This window comes from Psychrosphaera saromensis, assembly GCF_002954545.1.
GTDB classification, from domain to species: Bacteria; Pseudomonadota; Gammaproteobacteria; order Enterobacterales; family Alteromonadaceae; genus Psychrosphaera; species Psychrosphaera saromensis.
In genome coordinates, this window is the sequence record NZ_MSCH01000003.1 from 440,705 (window position 1) to 461,412 (window position 20,708).

General features: G+C 38.5%; 21 protein-coding genes. 5 read left to right on the plus strand and 16 right to left on the minus strand.

The features are described from left to right. Positions 1-35 precede the first annotated feature (35 nt). The gene (locus tag BTO11_RS01975; protein ID WP_105051004.1) at positions 36-1,337 is read left to right on the plus strand and encodes an alkaline phosphatase; all 1,302 of its coding nucleotides are present in this window, start codon (positions 36-38) and stop codon (positions 1,335-1,337) included. Between the two features lie 132 nt (positions 1,338-1,469). Here the strand turns inward: BTO11_RS01975 and BTO11_RS01980 are convergent, their stop codons facing one another. Next, a complete protein-coding gene (locus BTO11_RS01980; RefSeq protein WP_105051005.1) occupies positions 1,470-2,624 on the minus strand; it encodes an SdiA-regulated/phytase-like domain-containing protein in 1,155 nt (384 codons plus the stop codon). Positions 2,625-2,900: 276 nt separating this feature from the next. On the opposite strand from BTO11_RS01980, the gene speA reads away from it, so the two are divergent. Both speA and speB read left to right on the plus strand, forming a co-directional pair. Next, positions 2,901-4,811 (plus strand): biosynthetic arginine decarboxylase, encoded by a 1,911-nt coding sequence (gene speA / locus BTO11_RS01985; RefSeq protein WP_105051006.1) that lies wholly within the window; start codon positions 2,901-2,903, stop codon positions 4,809-4,811. Between the two features lies 1 nt (position 4,812). Further along, entirely contained in the window at positions 4,813-5,754 is a 942-nt protein-coding gene (gene speB / locus BTO11_RS01990; RefSeq protein ID WP_105051007.1) for an agmatinase, read from the plus strand. Between the two features lie 55 nt (positions 5,755-5,809). Here the strand turns inward: speB and BTO11_RS01995 are convergent, their stop codons facing one another. The 4 genes from BTO11_RS01995 to BTO11_RS02010 form a co-directional block, all read right to left on the minus strand. Further along, positions 5,810-6,055 carry a DUF6868 family protein gene (locus tag BTO11_RS01995; protein ID WP_181135817.1) on the minus strand — a complete coding sequence of 82 codons (246 nt, stop codon included), beginning with the start codon at positions 6,053-6,055 and terminating at the stop codon, positions 5,810-5,812. Positions 6,056-6,157: 102 nt separating this feature from the next. Then, entirely contained in the window at positions 6,158-6,403 is a 246-nt protein-coding gene (locus tag BTO11_RS02000; protein ID WP_105051008.1) for a Rho-binding antiterminator, read from the minus strand. A 68-nt stretch (positions 6,404-6,471) separates the two neighbouring features. Then, positions 6,472-6,888, minus strand: coding sequence for a hypothetical protein (locus BTO11_RS02005; protein WP_105051009.1), 417 nt, complete (start codon positions 6,886-6,888; stop codon positions 6,472-6,474). 145 nt (positions 6,889-7,033) lie between these two features. Then, complete coding sequence (locus BTO11_RS02010) at positions 7,034-7,270, minus strand: EexN family lipoprotein (protein WP_105051010.1); 237 nt, start codon at positions 7,268-7,270, stop codon at positions 7,034-7,036. Between the two features lie 305 nt (positions 7,271-7,575). Here BTO11_RS02010 and BTO11_RS02015 point away from each other — a divergent pair, with 305 nt between their 5' ends. After that, entirely contained in the window at positions 7,576-7,800 is a 225-nt protein-coding gene (locus BTO11_RS02015) for a hypothetical protein (RefSeq protein WP_146105449.1), read from the plus strand. A 3-nt stretch (positions 7,801-7,803) separates the two neighbouring features. Here BTO11_RS02015 and BTO11_RS02020 read toward each other — a convergent pair whose 3' ends face one another. The 11 genes from BTO11_RS02020 to BTO11_RS02070 all read right to left on the minus strand — a co-directional run bounded on the left by BTO11_RS02020 (position 7,804) and on the right by BTO11_RS02070 (position 19,419). Continuing rightward, positions 7,804-8,019, minus strand: a complete 216-nt coding sequence (locus BTO11_RS02020) for a hypothetical protein (protein ID WP_105051012.1) — start codon at positions 8,017-8,019, stop codon at positions 7,804-7,806. Between the two features lie 218 nt (positions 8,020-8,237). Then, positions 8,238-8,738: a hypothetical protein gene (locus tag BTO11_RS02025; RefSeq protein WP_105051013.1), complete on the minus strand. Its 501-nt coding sequence runs from the start codon at positions 8,736-8,738 to the stop codon at positions 8,238-8,240. Positions 8,739-9,030: 292 nt separating this feature from the next. Then, positions 9,031-9,459: a hypothetical protein gene (locus BTO11_RS02030; protein WP_105051014.1), complete on the minus strand. Its 429-nt coding sequence runs from the start codon at positions 9,457-9,459 to the stop codon at positions 9,031-9,033. 110 nt (positions 9,460-9,569) lie between these two features. Beyond that, positions 9,570-10,319 (minus strand): hypothetical protein, encoded by a 750-nt coding sequence (locus tag BTO11_RS02035; RefSeq protein WP_105051015.1) that lies wholly within the window; start codon positions 10,317-10,319, stop codon positions 9,570-9,572. Positions 10,320-10,854: 535 nt separating this feature from the next. Beyond that, positions 10,855-11,574, minus strand: coding sequence for a response regulator transcription factor (locus tag BTO11_RS02040; protein ID WP_105051016.1), 720 nt, complete (start codon positions 11,572-11,574; stop codon positions 10,855-10,857). Further along, positions 11,567-12,922 carry an ATP-binding protein gene (locus tag BTO11_RS02045; protein ID WP_105051017.1) on the minus strand — a complete coding sequence of 452 codons (1,356 nt, stop codon included), beginning with the start codon at positions 12,920-12,922 and terminating at the stop codon, positions 11,567-11,569. The genes BTO11_RS02040 and BTO11_RS02045 overlap by 8 nt, the downstream gene beginning before the upstream one ends. Positions 12,923-13,067: 145 nt before the next feature. Then, the gene (locus tag BTO11_RS02050) at positions 13,068-14,294 is read right to left on the minus strand and encodes a hypothetical protein (RefSeq protein ID WP_105051018.1); all 1,227 of its coding nucleotides are present in this window, start codon (positions 14,292-14,294) and stop codon (positions 13,068-13,070) included. A 4-nt stretch (positions 14,295-14,298) separates the two neighbouring features. Continuing rightward, a complete protein-coding gene (locus BTO11_RS02055) occupies positions 14,299-15,486 on the minus strand; it encodes an MbnH family di-heme enzyme (RefSeq protein WP_229793360.1) in 1,188 nt (395 codons plus the stop codon). Positions 15,487-15,619: 133 nt separating this feature from the next. Continuing rightward, positions 15,620-16,558: an MbnP family copper-binding protein gene (locus BTO11_RS02060; RefSeq protein WP_105051019.1), complete on the minus strand. Its 939-nt coding sequence runs from the start codon at positions 16,556-16,558 to the stop codon at positions 15,620-15,622. Between the two features lie 175 nt (positions 16,559-16,733). Continuing rightward, the gene (locus BTO11_RS02065; RefSeq protein ID WP_105051020.1) at positions 16,734-17,129 is read right to left on the minus strand and encodes a DUF2391 family protein; all 396 of its coding nucleotides are present in this window, start codon (positions 17,127-17,129) and stop codon (positions 16,734-16,736) included. 61 nt (positions 17,130-17,190) lie between these two features. Then, positions 17,191-19,419 carry a CHASE2 domain-containing protein gene (locus BTO11_RS02070; RefSeq protein WP_105051021.1) on the minus strand — a complete coding sequence of 743 codons (2,229 nt, stop codon included), beginning with the start codon at positions 19,417-19,419 and terminating at the stop codon, positions 17,191-17,193. Between the two features lie 223 nt (positions 19,420-19,642). On the opposite strand from BTO11_RS02070, the gene BTO11_RS02075 reads away from it, so the two are divergent. After that, on the plus strand, positions 19,643-20,602 hold the full coding sequence (locus BTO11_RS02075; RefSeq protein WP_105051022.1) for a GGDEF domain-containing protein: 960 nt from the start codon (positions 19,643-19,645) through the stop codon (positions 20,600-20,602). Positions 20,603-20,708: the final 106 nt, after the last annotated feature.

A 20,708-nucleotide genomic window follows, 5' to 3' on the forward strand; every position in this document is an offset into this window, starting at 1 on the left:
CCTAATAATTCAGTGTATAAATATTGGAATATAAAATGAAAAAAACAATTTTAATCGCATGTCTTGCTTTGCTTACAAACGCTTGCAGCAACGAAGGTACCAATGCTGCTCAAGCACCTAAAAATATAATTATGGTTGTAGCTGATGGAACAGGACCAGCTTATACCACGGCGTATCGTTATTATAATGATGACCCGACGACCCAAGCGATTGAAGAAACCGTATTCGACCGTCACTTAGTTGGTATGGCAAGTACTTACCCAGCTAGAGTGTCAGGTTATGTTACTGACTCTGCTGCAGCCGCTACTGCACTGTCGACTGGCGTTAAGTCATACAATGGCGCTATTGGTGTCGATGTTGATAAAAAGCCAGTTCAAACGGTTTTAGAATATGCAAAGCTATCAGGTAAAAAAACCGGCGTTGTTGTTACTTCACAAATTAACCACGCAACACCAGCTTCATACTTAGCCCATAACGAAAGTCGTAAAAACTACGACGCAATTGCAAACAGCTATATAGATGAAGGGATTAAAGCTGACGTTTATCTTGGTGGTGGTTGGAGTTACTTTATCCGTGATGACCGTAACCTTGTCGATGAATTTAAGACTGCAGGATTCCATTACGTTGATAGCTACGACCAATTAGCAAACGTACCTGATGATAAACCTCTTCTTGGTTTATTTGGCAACACAGGCTTACCTTGGTCTTTAGATGATACCAATCCACAGCGTTTATCTGTGATGACTAAAGCCGCTACTGATCAGTTAGAAAATAAAAAAGGTTTCTTCATGTTAGTTGAAGCGAGCCAAGTTGACTGGGCTGGGCATAGCAATGACATTGCAGCGGCTATGGGTGAAATGACAGACTTAGCGACTACAATGGAATACCTAGAGCAGTATGTAAAAGACCATCCTGATACACTAGTTGTAATGACGGCAGATCACAGCACAGGCGGTTTAACGGTTGCAGCAAATGGCAAATATGAATGGAACCCAGAGTACTTACGTACGATGACCCAATCACCTAGTGCTATTACTAAAACCTTACTAGATTCAGAAATTAACAAAAAGCTAGTTGAAGAGTTACTTCATTTTACAATTACCGACGAAGAACTCGTATTTTTACAACAAGCTAAAGTTGAGAAATCATCTGACAAGCAAGTTTATAAAATAGTCAAAGCAATCATTGATCAACGCACTAACACTGGCTGGACATCTGGCGGCCACACTGGAATTGATGTTCAAGTTTTTGCTATGGGTGCAGGTAGTGAAATGTTCAGAGGCAAAATCGACAACACTGATATTGCCAAAAAAATCTTTAGTTTATTGGGTAAATAAACGAGTAGTAAATATATTTTTTTACAATAAAAAGGGACGAATATTCGTCCCTTTTTTGTGCGTATTAATTATATGATCTGAATACAGTTAACCGCATCAATGAAATCTTGTTAATGAGCTTTTATAAAATTATTAATTCAACCACTGCTTTGCTACCGGCATAGAAAATAACAAAGGTGACATAGCTTTAAACTTAGCTTCATTCGACGGGCAAATAACGTTTTTCATATAGTTACGTTTCCAAGGGTCGTTCACCATCCAAATGGTATCGCCGATAATACCTAGCCCTTCTAACGACGCATTGTCCATTTCATCCCAAACGTTACAAGACCCATCACTCACATTGGTTGGCGCTAAAAAGCCTAACTCGATTACTTTGGTCGGTTGTTGTTTGGCTAAGTCAATAATCCACAGCTTGCTGTCGTTTCTTGCCGCTGCGATTAGAAAGCCAGCTTTTCCATTAACCGCAAGATAATCCATGCCATTTAACGGATGATTGCCAGAGTCAAATTTAGGCAATAATAATTCAGGATCAGCAACAGGCGCAAAGTCGTCTGTGCTCCAAAAGTCTTGTCCAATCTGAACCGAGAAAATACGAGCTTGTTTTTGTTGGTCTTTTTCTAACGCTAAATAAAGTTGATTGTTTTGGCCAAACGCTAACCCTTCAATCCCGTCATTTGGAAAGTTACCTACGTTAAAATCAGCAGCAAATTGTAGCGGACGTACATTACTTATCTCTACCGTATTTTTATCTTTCACCAGTAAACGCACTAATAAGCTTGGGTAGTTGGTGGAACCAGAATTAGTAAAACGTTGCATACACTCTTTTGATAAACCAATGCCGCGTGTTGCATCTTCCGTCACAATAATAATTTCACTATCGTTCGTTGGATTTACAGCAAGCGCTTCATAGTCAGGTTTGTCAGTTAAGTAATCAGCAAAACAGCCTTGCTGAACAGCGTCAGACATGGTTATTTGCATTATGGTAGGGTCTAAAACCGCTGAACTCGGGTCAATAACATGCAACTGTTTTTGCTGTGAACTATCAGCACTGGCATCAGAAATAGATAACAACTTGCCACGCCAATGTTTTAGCCCTGAGGTTTGTGGGTCTAACATCGCCTGACCATTTGTTTCTGTTATCCACTTACCTTGCAACATTATCTTACTATTAAGCGCTGCATTATCATCAGAGCTGCTAGTCTCATTAGTGCTTACCGTTATTATTAAAGCAGATATCGCCACAGCAATAATAAGTAGCCATGAGTTGCGTTGCATATATTTCATTATTATCTTTCCAGTTTTATGATCTTTAAAATTCTGTGATCTTTTTACGAGTGTTTAACATTTAGTTGATTAGTCATTTGCGACATATCTGATTAAAGGCTGATTATATTACACACTAGCAACTAATTCTGATATTGAATTCAAATAATAACCTGCGCAATAAAAAATATTAGTCAATCTCCGCACTTTTTTTTGTTGTACTTTATTTGCTTAGTCCATTCTAATCGCCGCCTATTTTTAAACCTATTGATACATCTAAATTATCAAGGAAAAGCATTGAATAAAAACACACTTGAGAACGTACGCGCTTGTTATAACGTACGTCATTGGAGCCAAGGGTATTTTGGTATAAACGACTCAGGCAACGTGTATGTGGCACCAAAAGTGGAAAGCCCAGAACATACCGTAGACTTAAGTACGATAGCTAAAATGATCCAAGACAGAGGCTTAACTTTGCCTGCTCTTGTGCGTTTTCCTCAAATTATTCACCATCGTGTGCATAGTTTATGTGACGCGTTCAACAACGCCATAAAGTCATATGACTACCAAGAAAAGTACTTACTGGTTTACCCAATTAAAGTAAATCAACAGCGTGAAGTGGTGGACGAAATTCTTGCTAGCCAATATAACCAAGAAAACAAACAGCTTGGTTTAGAAGCAGGCAGTAAAGCTGAATTGTTAGCGGTATTAGCCTTGGCTCATAAAGCGTCGTCTGTAATTGTTTGTAATGGTTATAAAGATAAAGAATATGTTCGCTTAGCACTTATTGGTGAAAAGCTAGGTCATCAAGTTCATATCGTTTTGGAAAAAATGTCTGAACTAGAGATGATTTTATCGGAAGCTAAAAAACTTGGTGTTAAACCACGTTTAGGTATTCGCGTCCGTTTAGCATCACAAGGAAAAGGTAAGTGGCAAGCCAGTGGCGGTGAAAAATCTAAATTTGGTTTATCCGCATCACAAGTTTTGCACGTAGTTCAGGTATTAAAGAATATTAATATGTTGGATGCATTAGTCCTAGTGCACTTCCACTTAGGTTCGCAAATGGCCAACATCCGTGATGTTAGGCTAGGCGTAAGCGAAGCTGCGCGTTTTTATTGTGAATTACGTAAACTTGGTGCAGGTATTACATGCATGGACGTAGGTGGCGGCTTAGCCATTGATTACGATGGTACTCGTAGCCAATCTCATAACTCAATGAACTACAGCTTAGCTGAGTACGCTAACAATATCGTTTACACCATAGGCGACACTTGTAAAACCTACAAAGAACCTATGCCGATGATTATTTCTGAATCTGGCCGTGCTTTAACCGCACACCATGCAGTATTAATATCCAACGTTATTGGCGCAGAATCGTATCAGCCTGAAGTGTTACCAGAGCCAGAAGTGGTTGCACCTTTGTTATTAAAAAACATGTGGAATTCTTGGTTACAACTAAGCCAACGTAATGACGACAGAGCCTTAATTGAAATTTATCACGACACTCAAAGTGACATTGCCGAAGTACATACTCAATTTGGTATGGGTTTATTAAACTTGCCACAACGCGCTTGGGCAGAACAAGTTAACTTACGAGTATGTTACGAATTGCATCAATTAATGGATGCTAAAAACCGTTTCCACCGTCCAATTATCGACGGTTTAACTGAAAAATTAGCAGATAAGTTCTTTGTTAACTTTTCTTTATTTCAATCTTTGCCAGACTCATGGGGCATTGACCAAGTATTCCCAGTATTACCACTGACCAACTTGGAACGCTCACATGAAAAACGAGCGGTATTGTTAGACATCACTTGTGACTCAGACGGCACAATTGGTAGTTATGTTGACGGACAAGGCATAGAAACAACCTTGCCAGTTCCAGCCTGGAAAGAGGGTGAAGAGTACTTGCTAGGTTTCTTCTTAGTGGGCGCTTACCAGGAAATTTTAGGCGACATGCATAACTTATTTGGCGACACACACAGCGCCGTTATTTTATTGGATGACGACGGTGAAGTTGACATCAAAGAAATAAACGAAGGTGACTCAGTTGCCGATATGCTGAGCTATGTACATTTAGATGTGGACGTATTTACCGAAGCTTATGAAGACTTAGTAAATACCAAATTACCGGAAGATCAACGCGCGCCTATTCTAGAAGAATTAGTCGCTGGATTACGTGGTTATACTTATTTGGAAGATTTTTAGCATGACGGCTCTTGTTAATAACCTATTTAACCAAGTAGATAATTCAATCTACTCAAATGCCATGACCTTTATGCGTCAGCCATTAAGCTTTGACCCGTTAATGTCAGATGCCGATGTTGTGGTATTAGGTTTACCTTTTGACATGGCAACATCTGGGCGCTCTGGCGCTCGTATGGGGCCAACCGCTATTCGTCAGGCGTCGGTTAATTTAGCGTGGGAAACAAGAAAATACCCTTGGACATTTTCTTTGTTTGAACACTTACGTGTTGTTGATGCTGGCGATTTAGTTTACGCCACAGGTGATGCCGTTGAGTTCACCCAAAAAGTAGAAGACGCAACCACGCAATTACTTAATGCCAACAAAACTATATTGGCCTTAGGTGGCGATCACTTTGTGACTCTGCCTTTGTTACGTGCGTACAAAAAGAAGTTTGGCAAAATGGCATTAATTCATTTTGACGCTCATACCGACACTTACAATAATGGCAGTCGATATGATCACGGCACTATGTTTTACCATGCACCAAACGAAGGTTTAATAGACAAAGAGCGTTCAATCCAAATTGGTATAAGAACCAATTACAAAAGCCAAAACCATGGCTTTAAAGTGATTGATGCCATGCAAGCCAATGACGACAGCGTTGAGCAAATAGTACAAACCATCAAACAAACGATTGGTGACTTGCCTGTTTATTTAACCTTTGACATTGACTGCCTAGACCCAGCGTTTGCACCAGGTACAGGCACGCCAGTTTGTGGTGGTTTATCTAGTGATAAAGTATTGAAGATACTACGAGCATTAGCGGGAATAAACTTAATTGGAATGGACGTAGTGGAAGTTGCTCCTGCTTATGACAGCGCAGAAATAACCGCACTTGCAGCGGCAACCATAGGCGTAGAGCTATTACATTTGTGGACTACAAAACACAAAAACCTGCTGTAAAGCAGGCTTTTGTTACACACTTATGAGGTGATAAAAACATATAAGCTGCGCTTATTTATTGCCCCATAATTTTTAGTGCTAAATATGGCGCGATCATAAAAACTAATATTGCTATTTTATAGTTACTTAAAAAATTAAAATATTGGGCGCTTAATTCACTCTCATCCACTCCAAATATTTTACTGTGAATATAAAATATAGGCTTTCGCAAAAATACTAAAAACATAGTCGCCAAGAAAAGGTAGCCAATATTGATCACTGACGCCCAGCCTAATAATTCTGTTAATTGTTCAATTGTCATAATGCCCATACCTTTAAATTTAGTACCTTTTAATTTAGTACCTTTTAACTTAGCGCTTTTAAACTTAGAGCTTTTAAATTTAGCACCTTTAAATTCAGCCGCTTAAACAAAAGAGATTTGTTGAAAATGCGGATTCTCAATACCCACTTCTAACATGGCAATTCCAGCCAATGTTATTAATGTTTCACTGTCATCAACATCTACTTTGATACATTCTTTACGCTCGTCATTATATTGAGTATCAAGCGCAATGCCCTCAATGACCGTACCAGTTTTTAATGTGATCTTAATCGGATATCGATACATACAAACTATTTCAACATAGTCATACTCATTACAACTTATCATTAATTTTTACCTGCTGGCATGGGACAACTGTAGGCCATCTTGTGAGTCATTTTATTGTAAGTCGCTTATTATAAGCCTTCCATACACAAAGCGATTTTCTCATTTGCATCTTCAACCAAGCTAACGACTTTCTCTGGTGTGATAGTTCCAGCCTCTATATCAGACTGCATCAGAGCTTCAACCTGCGCCGCACTTTCAAATACATTAACACCTTGAGAGATAGTGCTTATTGATAAATTACGATAGCGCTCTGGATAATCAGCAATAGAATAATAAGAACAATCTGCCATTTGTTCCGTGGTAGTAGTAACAATAAGATTTAAGTCATTGAGAGATAAATCTGGCATTCTGTTCATTACATTTTTTCGCAGTAAAGGTGTCATCGACTTTATATAGCTAGCAATATATAAATCTTTTGTTGTATTGGGTTCCGCTGACACAGCAAAGGCATAAATTGAAAATACGAATAACATTAGTTTTTGCATGTAATTTCCCTGTGACAATAGCAGATTAGAATTGGCACAATTTAACTTAACTTATTTTAATCTAACGAAAAGATGAGATGGGAAATTCAGAAGAACGCCAATAGTTAAAGATTAATTATTGGCGCTTAGATCTTGCTGGGCTTTATTAGTTACCTAATTGGTCCATAAGGCCTTTGGTCATATTCTCAACCACTTTCTGTTGTGCAAGTGCCGCATTTTTACACTCTTCTGTATTTGTATCCTTTCCTTCCATCATCAGTTTAGTACATTCTAAAGAGACCTCAGCTAATAACTCTTGGTCTTCTACCATGTCATCAACGCTAGGTGTTCCACAAGCCGTTAACAATAATGCGAATGGTGCTATAAGTAACAATTTTTTCATTTTACAACTCCTCGTCCTACAAAATACAGACGTTAAGCTCGGACAAATAAAAGCCTAACGACAAAAGAACTGACGATAAAATAGTTGATTTACATTAGTAAAAAAACGACTTAGTTCAATTTTTCCCTGTCACAGCAATAACTTATCAGCTACTGAAAAGATAAACAACGAGTTTTTAGTTTGGTCAAACTGGCACTTGTAAGAAGTATTTAGACACAGACAAATCCAATTGAGAATCATTTGCATTTAATCGTTTATTAATTTACATTTAGCACTGGTGTTGCAAACAAATGGATTTCTTATTTATGAATAAAATAAATATCATACGAGTCATTACTCTTGTTTTAATAACTATGAGTAACCTAGCGATAGGTAGTGACAGTAGTATTGGAAGTGATAGAGGTATTGGGAATGGCAGTGCGTCATACGAATATGAGCACCTACTCACTTACCTAATATTTGATCTGGTTGTATTAGGCGTACTGTTTGTTATTTACCGAGTATTTTACAAGCTAAAAATGAAGACTTAAGTCTTACTTTGTACTTTTCTTTTTCAGCTTTTCTTTCTTCGCTTTTTTATGTAAATACTCCATAGGTAAAACGGACGACACAACCCAAATTGCAATTGTTATAATCCCTTTATAAAAGTCATCTAATTGAACTAACGGCATGATAGTGCTTGTAGAGAGGATAGCCATTATAAAACAAGCTACACCAACCAATATCGGTATTATTACAGTCTGGAACATCATTACCCTTTATTTTAAATGCTGCTTTCAGCAAACAGTCTGCAGTATGGCAATGCAACCGAATGAAATCAACATCCCTAAAGAGATAGTCTGCCGAACTCAGTGATTAAAAATCAAATTAATTTTTCTCTGACCCGTTTTATTTCAAGTTTAATTTAAGTAACTCATCCTTGCAGTTTCCTCACTAACCTAGTTTCGAATTAAAGTAGGTAGGCACGTTATATTTTTTTAACAACTTGAATATACATTACACTTTCATTTGCATCTAAAGTCTCAACTTCAAAGCTATTTTTACTTTTCAATAAAAAATTTAAACGATATGACGATGATGTATTACTAGGATTAGACAAATATAAACTACATGATTTTGTATCAATAACACCAGAAAGGTAAGTTGGACGCTCTGGTTGCCTATCATTTACAGTTTGTAAATATAATGTATTACCATTAGGTATCCATCCAAATAAACTTAATCCTCTTTCTACGCCTTCTACTTCATATTGAAAAGTAACTAAATTCCTCAGACTCCGCTCACCTTTTGCATTGCCTGATGACATAACTTTTCCTGCAACAAGTTGATTAAAAGTAAAAGAACCGGTCAATAGTTCAAAAAACTCCACTACTGCACGCTCTTTTTTTGAATTCAACCAGCAACTACCAAAAGCATGGTTTGATACGAACAGAGCAACTAACAAAGACATTTTTATTAATACTTTCATTATTATCCTATATGGTGAACTACCATAAGCGTCTCATTGAAGTGGGTGGCACTTTTATTTGTTATCCCTTTATAAAAGTCATCTAATTGAACTAACAGCATGATAGTACAGCCATTATAAAACAAGCTAAACCCACCTATATCGGCATTATTACACTTTAATTTTTTAACGCTTCTTTAAGTAAACGGCGTCCAGTATGACAATGCAACCTAATGAAATCAACATCCCTAAAGAGATAGTCTGCCAACCCCAACAGTTAAAACATTTAATTTTTCCCTGATCCGTTTTATTTTTATAAGCACTGTTGCACGTTGGCTTCAATATACTTAACGATAGACGGCACATTATAGTTTTTTAAATAATTAACTCCGCACTTTTCAAGACATTGGTACGTAATTGATACAGCAGCATCACCACCAGAATGAATAGTTTCGTGAAAACCAAGAATAACCATCTGCTTTTTCTTATTAGTTTTATCAAAATCAGTTCTTGTTATGAAAATTGGATTTTCATTAAGGCTATATTCAACGATCGTTGATACTGGAACCCATTTTTTATCAATCACTGATGGGTAATTTAAACCAACGTATTCCTCACCGGGGCGGTCTAGAGTGAACCCCAAGCAAAAGGCTTTTTCAGGAGTTAATTGGATATTTGTAGAAGTTACGCTAGCCAAGCTAGGGTAACTTAATAAAGATAACAAAATGAGAATATCGCGCATGAACTTCCCCTGTGCTTATAACGCTGCCTAGCACGCAATGTGTTGGCGTGGATTTTTGAGTTGTTTGCAAAAACTATGACAACTTAACATTGTCGGAGTCTAGGCGCTTCTTATATCCGTTCATTTAAGTCGGATCTTTTCATTTTATTCATTAAATATGGTGCAAGATTATCTGTTACATTTTTTAGCATATCAAGTTGCCATTCTTGACAATAAGGTGAAATCCAGACTTCATTTATCATCGATTGTAAATCTGAATCGAAACTAATAACTTTTGGCAAAGAATTGGGGTCGATTTGAACTGGAGGATTAGCCGCTGAAAGCTCAGCTTCAGGTAAATGCATCAAAGATTCGTTAACCGAAAAACGTACCTCCGATTCAGAAGAATAAGCCAATGCTTTTGAATTTAATAATTTTATATTATTTTGAAGTTCTTCGGCGTTTTCAAAAGTATCACGATAAATAACTTCGTTACAATTTACCCCATAGTCTCCCCAAGCGATATGCTCTCGAACCTGGCCGACAGTTGATTTTATTGCGACACCAAGCCTTGATTCTCCAAGATAAGAGAACCACAAAGACCTACATTCATGTTCTTTACCTGTCCAACAGCTAATGTACTGTGATTTTCTCAGTAGATTTATAAAGTGAGATGCACTTTCTAGTATATTCTCTCTACCATCTAAACTACCATTCTGCTCTAAACGCTTAAGCATTAATGATATCTCTAGCTGATCAGCGGCAATACCGACTTGTGTAAATTTTATAGTTTTTGTTAATAACAAGTCTAAATATTTATCTAAGCTTAAATAGCGCCATATTACTTTTTCATTCGGTGGTCGGGGCGGATTACCAAGCATAAAGATTACCTTTGAGGATATAAAAATTTAATATCGCCCCAATGGGTCGTTTTCCTACCGACGATTGGGTTATTTTTATTCTATTATTATTTTTAGCACATAGATTAACCTATTACTATCTATAGATTTTCAACTGAATAAATCAGCTAACCAAGCACCTAACGCTCTTAGTTCTTGCTCTGCTTTACCTCTCTATGCAAATATTTCTGTTATAAAAATAAATTTATAACAGGAAACGTTAATAGTTCAGGTTACTTTGCTCCCGATTTAAAATATCTGTATTTAATATAACTTTTCTCAAATCGGTTGGGCATGGATGCCCATTGAGGAAAGGTTTTCAGGGACGAAAGTTTTTCCGTATTTGACGAGTAAAGTTAGTATTTAATACAAATAGATGTTTTGGTACGGGCGGCCTTTTTGGGTTACGTTTTTGGGCTGTTGCAAAAAGGTCACTCGCCGAGGGGCGAAATAAGATCTATCAACAAGCAAGATCTGACAGTAAAAACGAATAAACCCAGCCGAAGGCAATAAAAATCTAACTAGCCTGCGGCCTTTTCCCCAACTTACGTTGTAACGTCCTGCGGTGCATACCTAACTGGCGAGCGGTTTCGGAAATGTTGCCCTGGTTTATTTTTAATACTTGCTGGATATGTTCCCATTCCATACGGGCTGGTGACATACTTGTTGCGAGTGTGTCATGTTTTGTTGATGTGCCTTTTAACTTACCTTCTGCCCCTGCACCTGAGTTGCCATCAGCTCTACCGCTCGCTCTAGCACTTGCCCTAATGTTTGTTCCACCATTTAGCGCCGCCAATAAACTTGCGCCATCAATGGGTTTGGATAAGTAGTCGTCTGCTCCAGATTTTATTGACTCAACCGCTGTAGCAATACTAGCGTAACCCGTTAACAGAATAATACGGCTGCTAGGTAACAACTGTCTTAATTGCGGTAAAATATGGATGCCGTTGTCGTCACCCACTTTCATGTCTAACAATACATAACCTGGTGTGATTTTAGTGGCGAGTTCAAGCCCTGTTTGTGTGGAATGCGCAATATCTACTTGGTATTCATGGCGCTCTAAACGGCGAGCTAAAATAGCGGCAAAACTTTCGTCATCTTCAATGATCAGTAAACGGTTATGTTTTTCTTCAGGAGATTGCTCAGCACTTTTTTTATGACTTTCTACAGCACTCGGTTCATGACCTTCTTCATAGCTTTCTTTATAATCTTCTGTATAGCTTGACTCGTTAGTCATTTACGTCACCCTCTACTCGAACCTGCTGCTGTTCTTGCTTCTGCTCTTGAGCAGATGTCTGAACAATAACAGGCAAAGTGACTTCTGCAACCGCGCCACCTAACTCGTGGTTATACAGCTTTAATTTTCCGCCTAATTTATTCAACGTTACATGGGATAAAAATACCCCCATCCCTAAGCCATGTTTACTATCCACCAGCTCACTACCGAGCTGCAGTAAAGTATCGTTAGCAAAGCCAGGGCCGTGATCTCGGATAGAGATAACCAATTCACTATTATCCAATTCACTATTTTCCAACCGTGGAGTAATTAGGATCTCTACGGTGTCAGTATGCTCGTCTGCAGTTTCGCTGTTATCCGCTAGGTTATTTGTGTTATTCACACTGCTAGCAACAGCTGCATTTTGAATAAGGTTTAACAACGCTGGGATTAATATAGGTTCTACAACTAGGAATAAATGTGCAATTGGGGACACTCGCCAATCTACTTTGGCGCTAGGGAAGCTCAGTTGCACTTCGTCTTGTAAGTCACTTATTAAATCTTGTACTGGCAGAGTTTGTTTTGAACTAGTTTTAACTTGTTCTGCCATGGCTCTAAAGTCGTCCAAATGACGACGACAGGTTGTTAACTGCTCATCTAATTGCTTGATAAGCATAGCGTCGTAAGACTGAATTTCTTGCAGCTCTTCTGACACTAAATGCGCGGTAGCCAAAGGCGTTGCTAATCTGTGAGCAAATTGTGCAGCAGCAGCGCCTAAAGACAACAATTGCTCTTGGCGTAATTGTTCTTCTCTTTGTTTGCTGGCTAACTGCTCTTGCTTATTCATCGCTTTAATTAAAGAGGCAACCACCAAAACCACCACGGCAGCGGATAATAAAAAGTTAAACCACATGCCCAACAAGTGCTGTTCCATGTTCATGTGGTGTAGGTCGTGTGGGCTTAATGAGGTTAATAAAGCGAAATAAGCACTTATGGCCAACATAGTCACAGTTAGTAATAAATGTTTAGGTAAGGTTACCGCTGCAATTGCGATAGGCAGTAATAACAGAGAAACAAATGGATTAGACGCGCCACCACTAAAATATAACAGAGCTGTTAAAAATAGAATATCCATCACCACTTGCATAAAGTAGGCATTGGAACTGACGTTTCTATTGGTTTGATATATATACATAAACATCACGTTTAATGATGTTTCCAGTGCAACAATAGCGTATAAATTGAAAAAGGGCAGTGACGACTCAGCCCAATATTGCGACAACAAAATAGCAATCATCTGCAACGCGATAAAAGAAAATCGCGCTGTAATTAATGGCCTAATATGTTGACTACTTTTTATGGTTTGCATTTAAACACGCTTGTTATTGGATAATTCAGAGTGGCTGTTTCTACTTCGTACTGATCTTGTTATTGCTCTTGTTAATGCTCCTATTACTAATAGAGCTAGAGCTTATTTATAATAGCTAAATCAGTTAACCATTTACCAGCCTGTTTTATAGCAGTTTATGCTGCCAAATCAAACCTAAAGACCAGTATTGTTGAGTTTCGTTTTCACCTTGCGTGTAGGCTTGTGTTTTGTCACTGACCGACTCAATCCGTAAAGTGAAATTAGAATTCCACTGCCAATGATAACCCAATATTAAGCGTTGCGGTTCCAATCCGTCGTTATACAAACCTTGCGACTCAATCAATGTGGTACTGGCGTCGGTGAATTTATTATTAATGGCTAAATGCTCTTGTTGCACAAAGAACTTATGCGCTTGAATATTCACGCCAAGCATTAAGCGGTAACCGTCTAATGTTTGGTCTATGCCTGCACTTTGGGTTGTGTCGGCAATTTGGCCGTCGAGCTGACTATGTATCCACTCCCACTGGGCTAACCATAAAAAGTTGTCGTTAACTTGATGTGATAACAATAAGTAACTTCCCGCCATAGCCACGTCACCAGTAAAACTCACATCTGGTGCGGTAATGGTTGTGGCTGAATGACTATGCCCGCTGTCATAACGACCATCAATACGTTGCTCAGCATTACCTTTGGAATACCAAGTGGCAAAGTCGGTTTTAATACCGTAAATAAAACCATGATAACGAGCAAAACCAGCAAAGTTCCCTTTGCCGCTTTTTGTACTTGTAGTTGAAGTGGTTGGCCAACTGTCACCGTTCCAAGCTTCTACGCCTAATTCTAACTCTTGCCAGTACCAGTTTGCTTTTATACCTGTGTCTTTGTGATGGCCACCAAAAAACACTTCTGCCAATAATGGCTTGGTAGTAAATTCATCTTGAGAGGCATGGTAGTTCGCGGTTGGTGTTACTTCTGTTGCGGTTTGGCCAACATCAATTTTTAATATGCTGTTATCAAATACAAAGTACTTACCTAACCAATAATTTTCTAGCTCTAGTTCACCTTCACCTAAATGTTGGTGATAACCAAGTTTACTGCCTAAGTAATAACTGTTGTCCAAGTTAAGGCGACCAAACAACTGCAAGTCATTAATAGCGGCACCTGAATATTGTGGTGTGGCTTCACCGCCAAGCATTACCCCAGGAATTAACCAAGCCTCGTCATCTGCAACAATAGATTTGTTTTGTACGGCTATGGCGCTTTTTATTAATAACTGCGATGGCATATTAATAGAACTAGGTTCATGTGCGTTTGCCAAAAAAGTGGAAACACCACTAGCAAGAACGGCCATAATTAATAGAGGTTGTTTTAACATAAAATTATTCTTCAAATGGGTTTGAAAATTTTGGTGAAGTTATAAATTCTTCATCGGTGAGTGACTCTAAAAATGCAATAACCGCCTCTATTTCTTCATCGGTGGCATCAAAGCCTAAGATCAACGCCGATTTTAACGGACTGTTTTTACCGTCACCGGCATTAACACCCGACTCTGTCAGGCTGCCGCCACGAGCATAATGCTCAATCACTTCACGCAATGTAGCTATGCTGCCGTCGTGCATATACGGAGCAGTTAATTCGATATTACGTAGACTCTGTGGACGGAATAATCCTTTGTCTGCGGGGTCAAGCGATGCATCATAAAGACCTTGGTCTTCTTCTGGATAGCTACCGTCACCACCTACGTTATATAAACCATTGTTAAAAAATGGGAATTCGGTGGCGTCGCTTGCGGTGTTTGCATCACGATAAGACGATGAAAAGTTGATCCCTGAATGGCAATGAAAACACTCAAACTTCTCGCCGTTAAATAGCTGATAACCTGCGATCTGTTGTTCGGTTAATGCGGTTTTATCGCCCGCTAAATATTGATCGTAAGGACTGGATGCGCTGATCATACTTCTAACAAAACTTGCCAAAGAAAATATGATCTTGTTCATGCTGATAGTGTCATCTTCATCAGGGAAAGCCGCGGCGAACAAAGCCAGGTATTCTTCATCTTGCTCAAAACGTAATAACACTTCATTTAACTTAGCATCCGTAACCCCAAGTTCTATTGGGTTGTCCGCTCTAATTGGTACATTAAGCTGATCTTCAAGTTCTAAAAAGCTGTTGTTACTCCAGGTAAACGTTGTGTGATAAATAACGTTAGCTAACCCTTGGCTGTTTCTTACTAACTGATGTCCTGTAGAGCCAAGCGGTTGAGCTACGCCGTCGGAGAATGCCAAAGACTGATCATGACAAGACGAACAAGACTGCGCTTGATTGGCCGATAGCTTTTCATCGTAAAACAAAAAACGCCCTAGCTGAATTTTGGCATTGGTTAATGGATTAAAATCTGGAACGGCAGGTGTTGGCATGTGATCGGGAAGTTCTAAAATTTCCCTTACGGAGGCACTTTCATCGCTGGTTTGGATCTCTGTGCTGGACTCTTGTTCACAAGCCGACAACAGAAAGAATATGCTGCTTAGCACTGTCATTTGAAAAACTGTTATTCGAACAGCTGTCATACGAATAGAAACCAAATTAACTATATATTTCAAAATTTAATAACTCTATTGTCATCAATTAAAACTAATAAAAAGGAATAAAAAAGAAAACGACAAAAAGGGCCGAAGCCCTTTAATACGTCTACATTAACGCTTATTGAAAAGTAACAACCTTATTGTCACTAGCGACAGCCGTTCCATCGTCAGTATCTAAACCTAAGTTACTAAAGATAGGGGCACAGTTTGGCTGCATGGTAGGACTTTGAGAATGACAATTAGCGCTTAATTGTTCGGTTGCTTCGTCATCGTCACTTATTGATGAAAATGTCACATCGGTTAATAGTTGGTCGATGTCTATTACTACGGTATTGATGCTTGGATCAAAGTCCGTTAATTCAACTTGTGGGGTATTTACAAAGTCACAACTGTCTTTATCTTCTAGTGCTAACAAGCCATCAGTGCTACCACAACCTTTGCTGCCAATATGTAAAAAGCCGCCGCCGGTTAAAGCACTGGTGTTTTCAATAATAAAGTTCATTAAAAAATGACGGTAGCCAGATGCCCAAGGCCAGTTCATTTCGTTTAACGGTGACGGTGCATCTTCGGCAGAGCTTGTTGCGATAACGTCTTTCATTACGGCTTGTGGTACGCCAATATCAAAAGTTACTTTGCTCACGCCTGTATCTAGCATGCTCCCAGTTAATATAGCGTTGGTTCTTTCTGTGCCAGAGCTGATGCAAGTACCTGAGGTGTTGCTAGTTAAGTCAATTAAACCAACAAAGCCTTCTTCATGATTTAATTGAAAGTCACTATCATCTAATGTCATCTCAATTTCTTCGCCGTACTGGTCGTAAAACGCTAGATTGCTGACGTAAAATCTTAAGTCATTTACCCCAACAGAATATTCTTCGTCGGCACCAAACCCACTTATCGTATTGTCACAAGTTACTTCTTCTACGCCGCTCATGGCTTTGAAGTTTAAAGTAAATTCAGTCATGGACGTTTCATTTTCTGAGTCACTACTACAAGCACTCAACATAAATACGGTGGCTAATGACACTAAAGTCGATTTGGTTTTAAAAGCTAGATTCATAATATTCTCTCATTGTTTTTCTGAACTAAAAGGCGTTACTTTTATTCATCCAGATTAATGACTGTATTATGATTTTTATCTAACGAGGACTCAATGCGACAAATTGTCGCACCTAGCCAATTTAAATGGGGATTATGGTTATTGAGGCTTAGCGAGAAACGCTATGCTTTTACACTTATTCTTTATCTAAAGAGTCCACCACAATCGCACCCATAGATGCTGGCATAGTGATGACAACAATCCGATTTAACGAGGTCATAGGATCCCCCCAAAGTGGTAACTTATCCAAACAGAATAAGACTAATGCAACAACAAGAGCTGTGATTAAGTACGCAATCACAATTCTAAATACAAACGCACCTTTGCGAGATGCGATGTCCTTTTGAAAAACACTCTGATAAGTGAATAAGCCTAGGAATAAAACCGACAAAGCAAATAACATAAACAGGTTTGCCAAAGGTAAGGTTTCACCTAATTTCCATGCTTCTTCTGAAAATGAAATCGGCACAGCTAAGGCAAATGCACCAACAAATACTTGGCTTGCGTCTTCTACATTAAAACTATATTTCATTAAATGGATACCATTTCTGTTAAAGGTTTTTCTTTTCTTTTCTTTTCTTTAGCACTGACTGTTATTTTGAAGTATGGGTAAACGAACCATCCCAGTCAGGGTCTAATTCGATATCTCTGAGCTGTTCTATTCGCTCAATATATATTTGGTATATTTTCTTGTTTGGATATTGAGTTAACAAGTTTTTATATGCAGTGTCAGCTTGCTGCCATTGTTGATCCAAATACCAATTGTAAGCCAGCTCTAACTCCGCTAATTCTTGTTCTAATTCAGCGGTACTTTGTGTGATTTGGCACACTGGTTCAAAAATGGCAACGGCTTCATCTTTACCTTTCACTTTTACTTTATCGACCGGCCTGAATAAAATGTTGGGACATTGCGCTTTGGTGAACTCACTGACCAAAAATTCTAGGCCATAAAATTTGGTTAAGCTTTCCAGACGAGAGCCTAAATTTACCGCATCGCCAAGTACTGTATAAGCTCGGCGGTATTCCGATCCCATATCCCCCACGTTCATGTCGCCAGTATTAATACCAATACCAACATAAATGGCGGGCCAATCTTTTTCTAGAAATTGCTCACGTAATTCAGCGGTGATTTTTAACATATCAAAACCACCAATAACGGCATGTTCTGCATGATTGGGATCGTTTAACGGTGCGCCCCAAAATGCCATAACCATGTCACCAACGTACTTGTCGATTGTGCCTTGGTGTTCAAAAATACTTTTGGTTATTGGCGAGAAATATTCGTTTAATAAGTCTTTTAAATCGTTGGCCGACAGTTTTTCTGAAATGCTGGTAAAGCTGCGAATATCAGAAAACAGCACTGACATTTCCTTACGTTCACCTTCTAACGATACGCCATTTGGATCACTAAGCATTTTGTCGATGTGCGCCGGTGGTACATATTGGTCGAACATAGATTTAATTTGTTGTCGGTTACTGTTTTCCGCAAAAAATCCGCGCGCTAAATTAAAACCACTAATTAAAATCACCAAGCCTAAGGGTTGAGTAACGGGCAACGAAATATGCTGTTGCCACATAAATAAATTAAATCCAACCACAAAGACAAAAGACACACCACCCACTAACGCCATACGAGATGGCCCTAATAAAGGCAATACAATTGACAACAAAAGACCTAACAACAATATTTGTACTAATAAAGCACCTTCCCACCAATCTGGTCGGTAAGAAAACAATTCAGGCTGTAGTATTCCCTCAAATACATTGGCATGAACTTCCACACCTGGGTATTGCAGGCCAACTGAAGTCGCACGTAAATCGGCTAAGCCAACGGCGGAGGTTCCTATGAAAGCGACACCGCCTTCAAGTAATTCTAAACCTATATCACCATTTAAAATGTCGGCGGCAGAATAGTATGGGAACGACTTTTGACCACCACGAAATGGCACTAACACTCGGCCATATTCGTCAGTCGGTATTCGGTTATTAGCAAATTTAACCGCGGTTATATTATAAATGTCGTTGGCTGGTAATTTGGTTGTTTCCAGGTCGATTTTATCCGCCAAGTTAAATAAGCGAGCTGCCTCTAATGCTAACGATGGATAAAACTGATCTTTATGTTTAATGACTAACGCTGCGCGCCTTATAAAACCGTCTGGGTCGGGGGCTGAATTAAAGAAGCCTTGTCCGTAGACTGCCTCTTGTAATACATCGACATTGGCCAGCTGCCCTGAAAACTCTATCCCTCTGACTTTTTCTACTGCGGCTGATTTATCTAGCAACTCAATGGTAGAGTTTTTTAATTTACCGACATCTACATCAGCTTCTTGTTGGAATAACACACCTAACACTATGTCAGTATCGCCAAGTACTTGTGCGAATTGTTTATCCGCATCAAGCTCATCTCTTAATTGAATTAATTGCTCTGACGATAAACCCGCTAGTTTTTTACCTAACTCGGTATTAAACACAGTATCTAGTGGATTTATCTCCGGCTCAGTGAAGGTAATATCAAAAGCAATAACGACAACACCAGCGTCCACTAGGTTTGTAACTAATTGCTTTACCGTATGACGGCTCCAGGGAAATCGGCCATATTGTTTTAACGCTTTTTCATCAATATCGACAATAAATATATTGTGATCAGATTTACGCACCGTCTCAGGTAATGTGGCATTTAAGCGGGCATCGTAAATAATCCCTTCAACTCTATCTATTGCCGTTCTTAAAACTGGAATTTTTGAGTCGACTAAAGCAACAAAGAATAGTGTGATTACTAGGCCAATAACAATTGTATTAAGATGTTTTTTTATTTTGTTCATGTAACGATTCCGCATCGTTATATTCGTGCCCTTACTATAATTGGCTCAAAACCATTTGCACAGCCTTAATCCGTAACAAGTAGGATGTAATTAGATATAAAGCATTGATTGGATAAGAAACTGCTACGATTAATGAATATTGGGGTATTATAACGAAAGAAATATATTCACTTGTTTTAGTAGAGGAATAAACATTAATACTAATTTTAATAACAACAGCTCTATGCCTGACGTAATACACAAAATTATTCACAGATTAACTGTCGCTTATTTGATCGGCATAGTCCCATTTGGCATTTTAAATTTTATTAACGGTGACATCTTAATTGGTCTTCTTATCGCCGTCATTTGCTGCAACTTAGTATATATAGATGCAAGTATGCATCGTAAAAAAACATACAACAGCACTATCGCCTTTGGCGTATTAATGCCAATTGTCTATTTTCTTTTATATCAGCTAGTGGTTGATAAAGGCATCATAGGAATTTTGTGGTGTTTTCCTACCATATTGATTGTCAATTTCATTATGCCGCAACGGCAAGCCGTGATTGCCAACATATTAACATTGGGAATTCTCACGCCTGCAATTTTAACTCAGTTTGATATGGCTGTGGTTATCAGAATGTATGCCAGTTTAATTATTGTTGCGGCCTTAGCCAATTTGTTTGTAAATATCATTACCGAGCAACATTTAAAATTAAGCGAACTGGCAGTAAAAGATCCGTTAACCGGTTTGTTAAACCGCTTAACTCTGGAAGACAATATTACACTTGCGATTCAGCAACATAATAGAACATTAAATCCCATGACATTGGTCAGCATAGACATAGATCACTTTAAATTAATCAACGATAAATATGGTCATGACGCTGGTGATCAGGTCATTATTGAAATTGCGACTTTGTTAAAACAACGCTGTCGCAGTGTTGATCAAGTTTATCGCTTAGGTGGTGAAGAGTTTTTAGTGGTTTTATTAAATACCGACTTAAAAAATGCTCAAAGCTTTTCAACTTCTGTCCAGGAGAAATTAACCGAGATTAATTTTGAGCATGGACTTACTCCAACCTTGAGTATTGGCTTAGCCGAAATAGAAAAAGACAAAACATGGAACGAATGCTTAAAACAAGCTGATGACAATCTATATCTAGCGAAAAATAATGGACGTAATACCATTATTGGTTAATTCATCCACAGCTTCCCACCATTAGCCATCTAAAGTCGAGCAAGGCCTATTTAAATAGGCCATTTCATCATTATTTATTAAAAACTTCATATTCTTAATAAATACC

Coding starts and splice junctions, on each gene's coding strand:
- BTO11_RS01975 (WP_105051004.1), top strand. CDS start 36: ATGAAAAAAACAATTTTAATCGCATGTCTTGCTTTGCTTACAAACGCT.
- BTO11_RS02000 (WP_105051008.1), bottom strand. CDS start 6,403: ATGATAAGTTGTAATGAGTATGACTATGTTGAAATAGTTTGTATGTAT.
- BTO11_RS02040 (WP_105051016.1), bottom strand. CDS start 11,574: ATGACTAACGAGTCAAGCTATACAGAAGATTATAAAGAAAGCTATGAA.
- BTO11_RS02025 (WP_105051013.1), bottom strand. CDS start 8,738: ATGAAAGTATTAATAAAAATGTCTTTGTTAGTTGCTCTGTTCGTATCA.
- BTO11_RS01980 (WP_105051005.1), bottom strand. CDS start 2,624: ATGAAATATATGCAACGCAACTCATGGCTACTTATTATTGCTGTGGCG.
- BTO11_RS02050 (WP_105051018.1), bottom strand. CDS start 14,294: ATGTTAAAACAACCTCTATTAATTATGGCCGTTCTTGCTAGTGGTGTT.
- BTO11_RS02075 (WP_105051022.1), top strand. CDS start 19,643: ATGCCTGACGTAATACACAAAATTATTCACAGATTAACTGTCGCTTAT.
- BTO11_RS02060 (WP_105051019.1), bottom strand. CDS start 16,558: ATGAATCTAGCTTTTAAAACCAAATCGACTTTAGTGTCATTAGCCACC.
- BTO11_RS02030 (WP_105051014.1), bottom strand. CDS start 9,459: ATGCGCGATATTCTCATTTTGTTATCTTTATTAAGTTACCCTAGCTTG.
- BTO11_RS02010 (WP_105051010.1), bottom strand. CDS start 7,270: ATGAAAAAATTGTTACTTATAGCACCATTCGCATTATTGTTAACGGCT.
- BTO11_RS02070 (WP_105051021.1), bottom strand. CDS start 19,419: ATGAACAAAATAAAAAAACATCTTAATACAATTGTTATTGGCCTAGTA.
- BTO11_RS02055 (WP_229793360.1), bottom strand. CDS start 15,486: ATGACAGCTGTTCGAATAACAGTTTTTCAAATGACAGTGCTAAGCAGC.
- BTO11_RS02015 (WP_146105449.1), top strand. CDS start 7,576: ATGAATAAAATAAATATCATACGAGTCATTACTCTTGTTTTAATAACT.
- BTO11_RS02020 (WP_105051012.1), bottom strand. CDS start 8,019: ATGTTCCAGACTGTAATAATACCGATATTGGTTGGTGTAGCTTGTTTT.
- BTO11_RS02045 (WP_105051017.1), bottom strand. CDS start 12,922: ATGCAAACCATAAAAAGTAGTCAACATATTAGGCCATTAATTACAGCG.
- BTO11_RS02005 (WP_105051009.1), bottom strand. CDS start 6,888: ATGCAAAAACTAATGTTATTCGTATTTTCAATTTATGCCTTTGCTGTG.
- BTO11_RS02065 (WP_105051020.1), bottom strand. CDS start 17,129: ATGAAATATAGTTTTAATGTAGAAGACGCAAGCCAAGTATTTGTTGGT.
- speB (WP_105051007.1), top strand. CDS start 4,813: ATGACGGCTCTTGTTAATAACCTATTTAACCAAGTAGATAATTCAATC.
- BTO11_RS02035 (WP_105051015.1), bottom strand. CDS start 10,319: ATGCTTGGTAATCCGCCCCGACCACCGAATGAAAAAGTAATATGGCGC.
- BTO11_RS01995 (WP_181135817.1), bottom strand. CDS start 6,055: ATGACAATTGAACAATTAACAGAATTATTAGGCTGGGCGTCAGTGATC.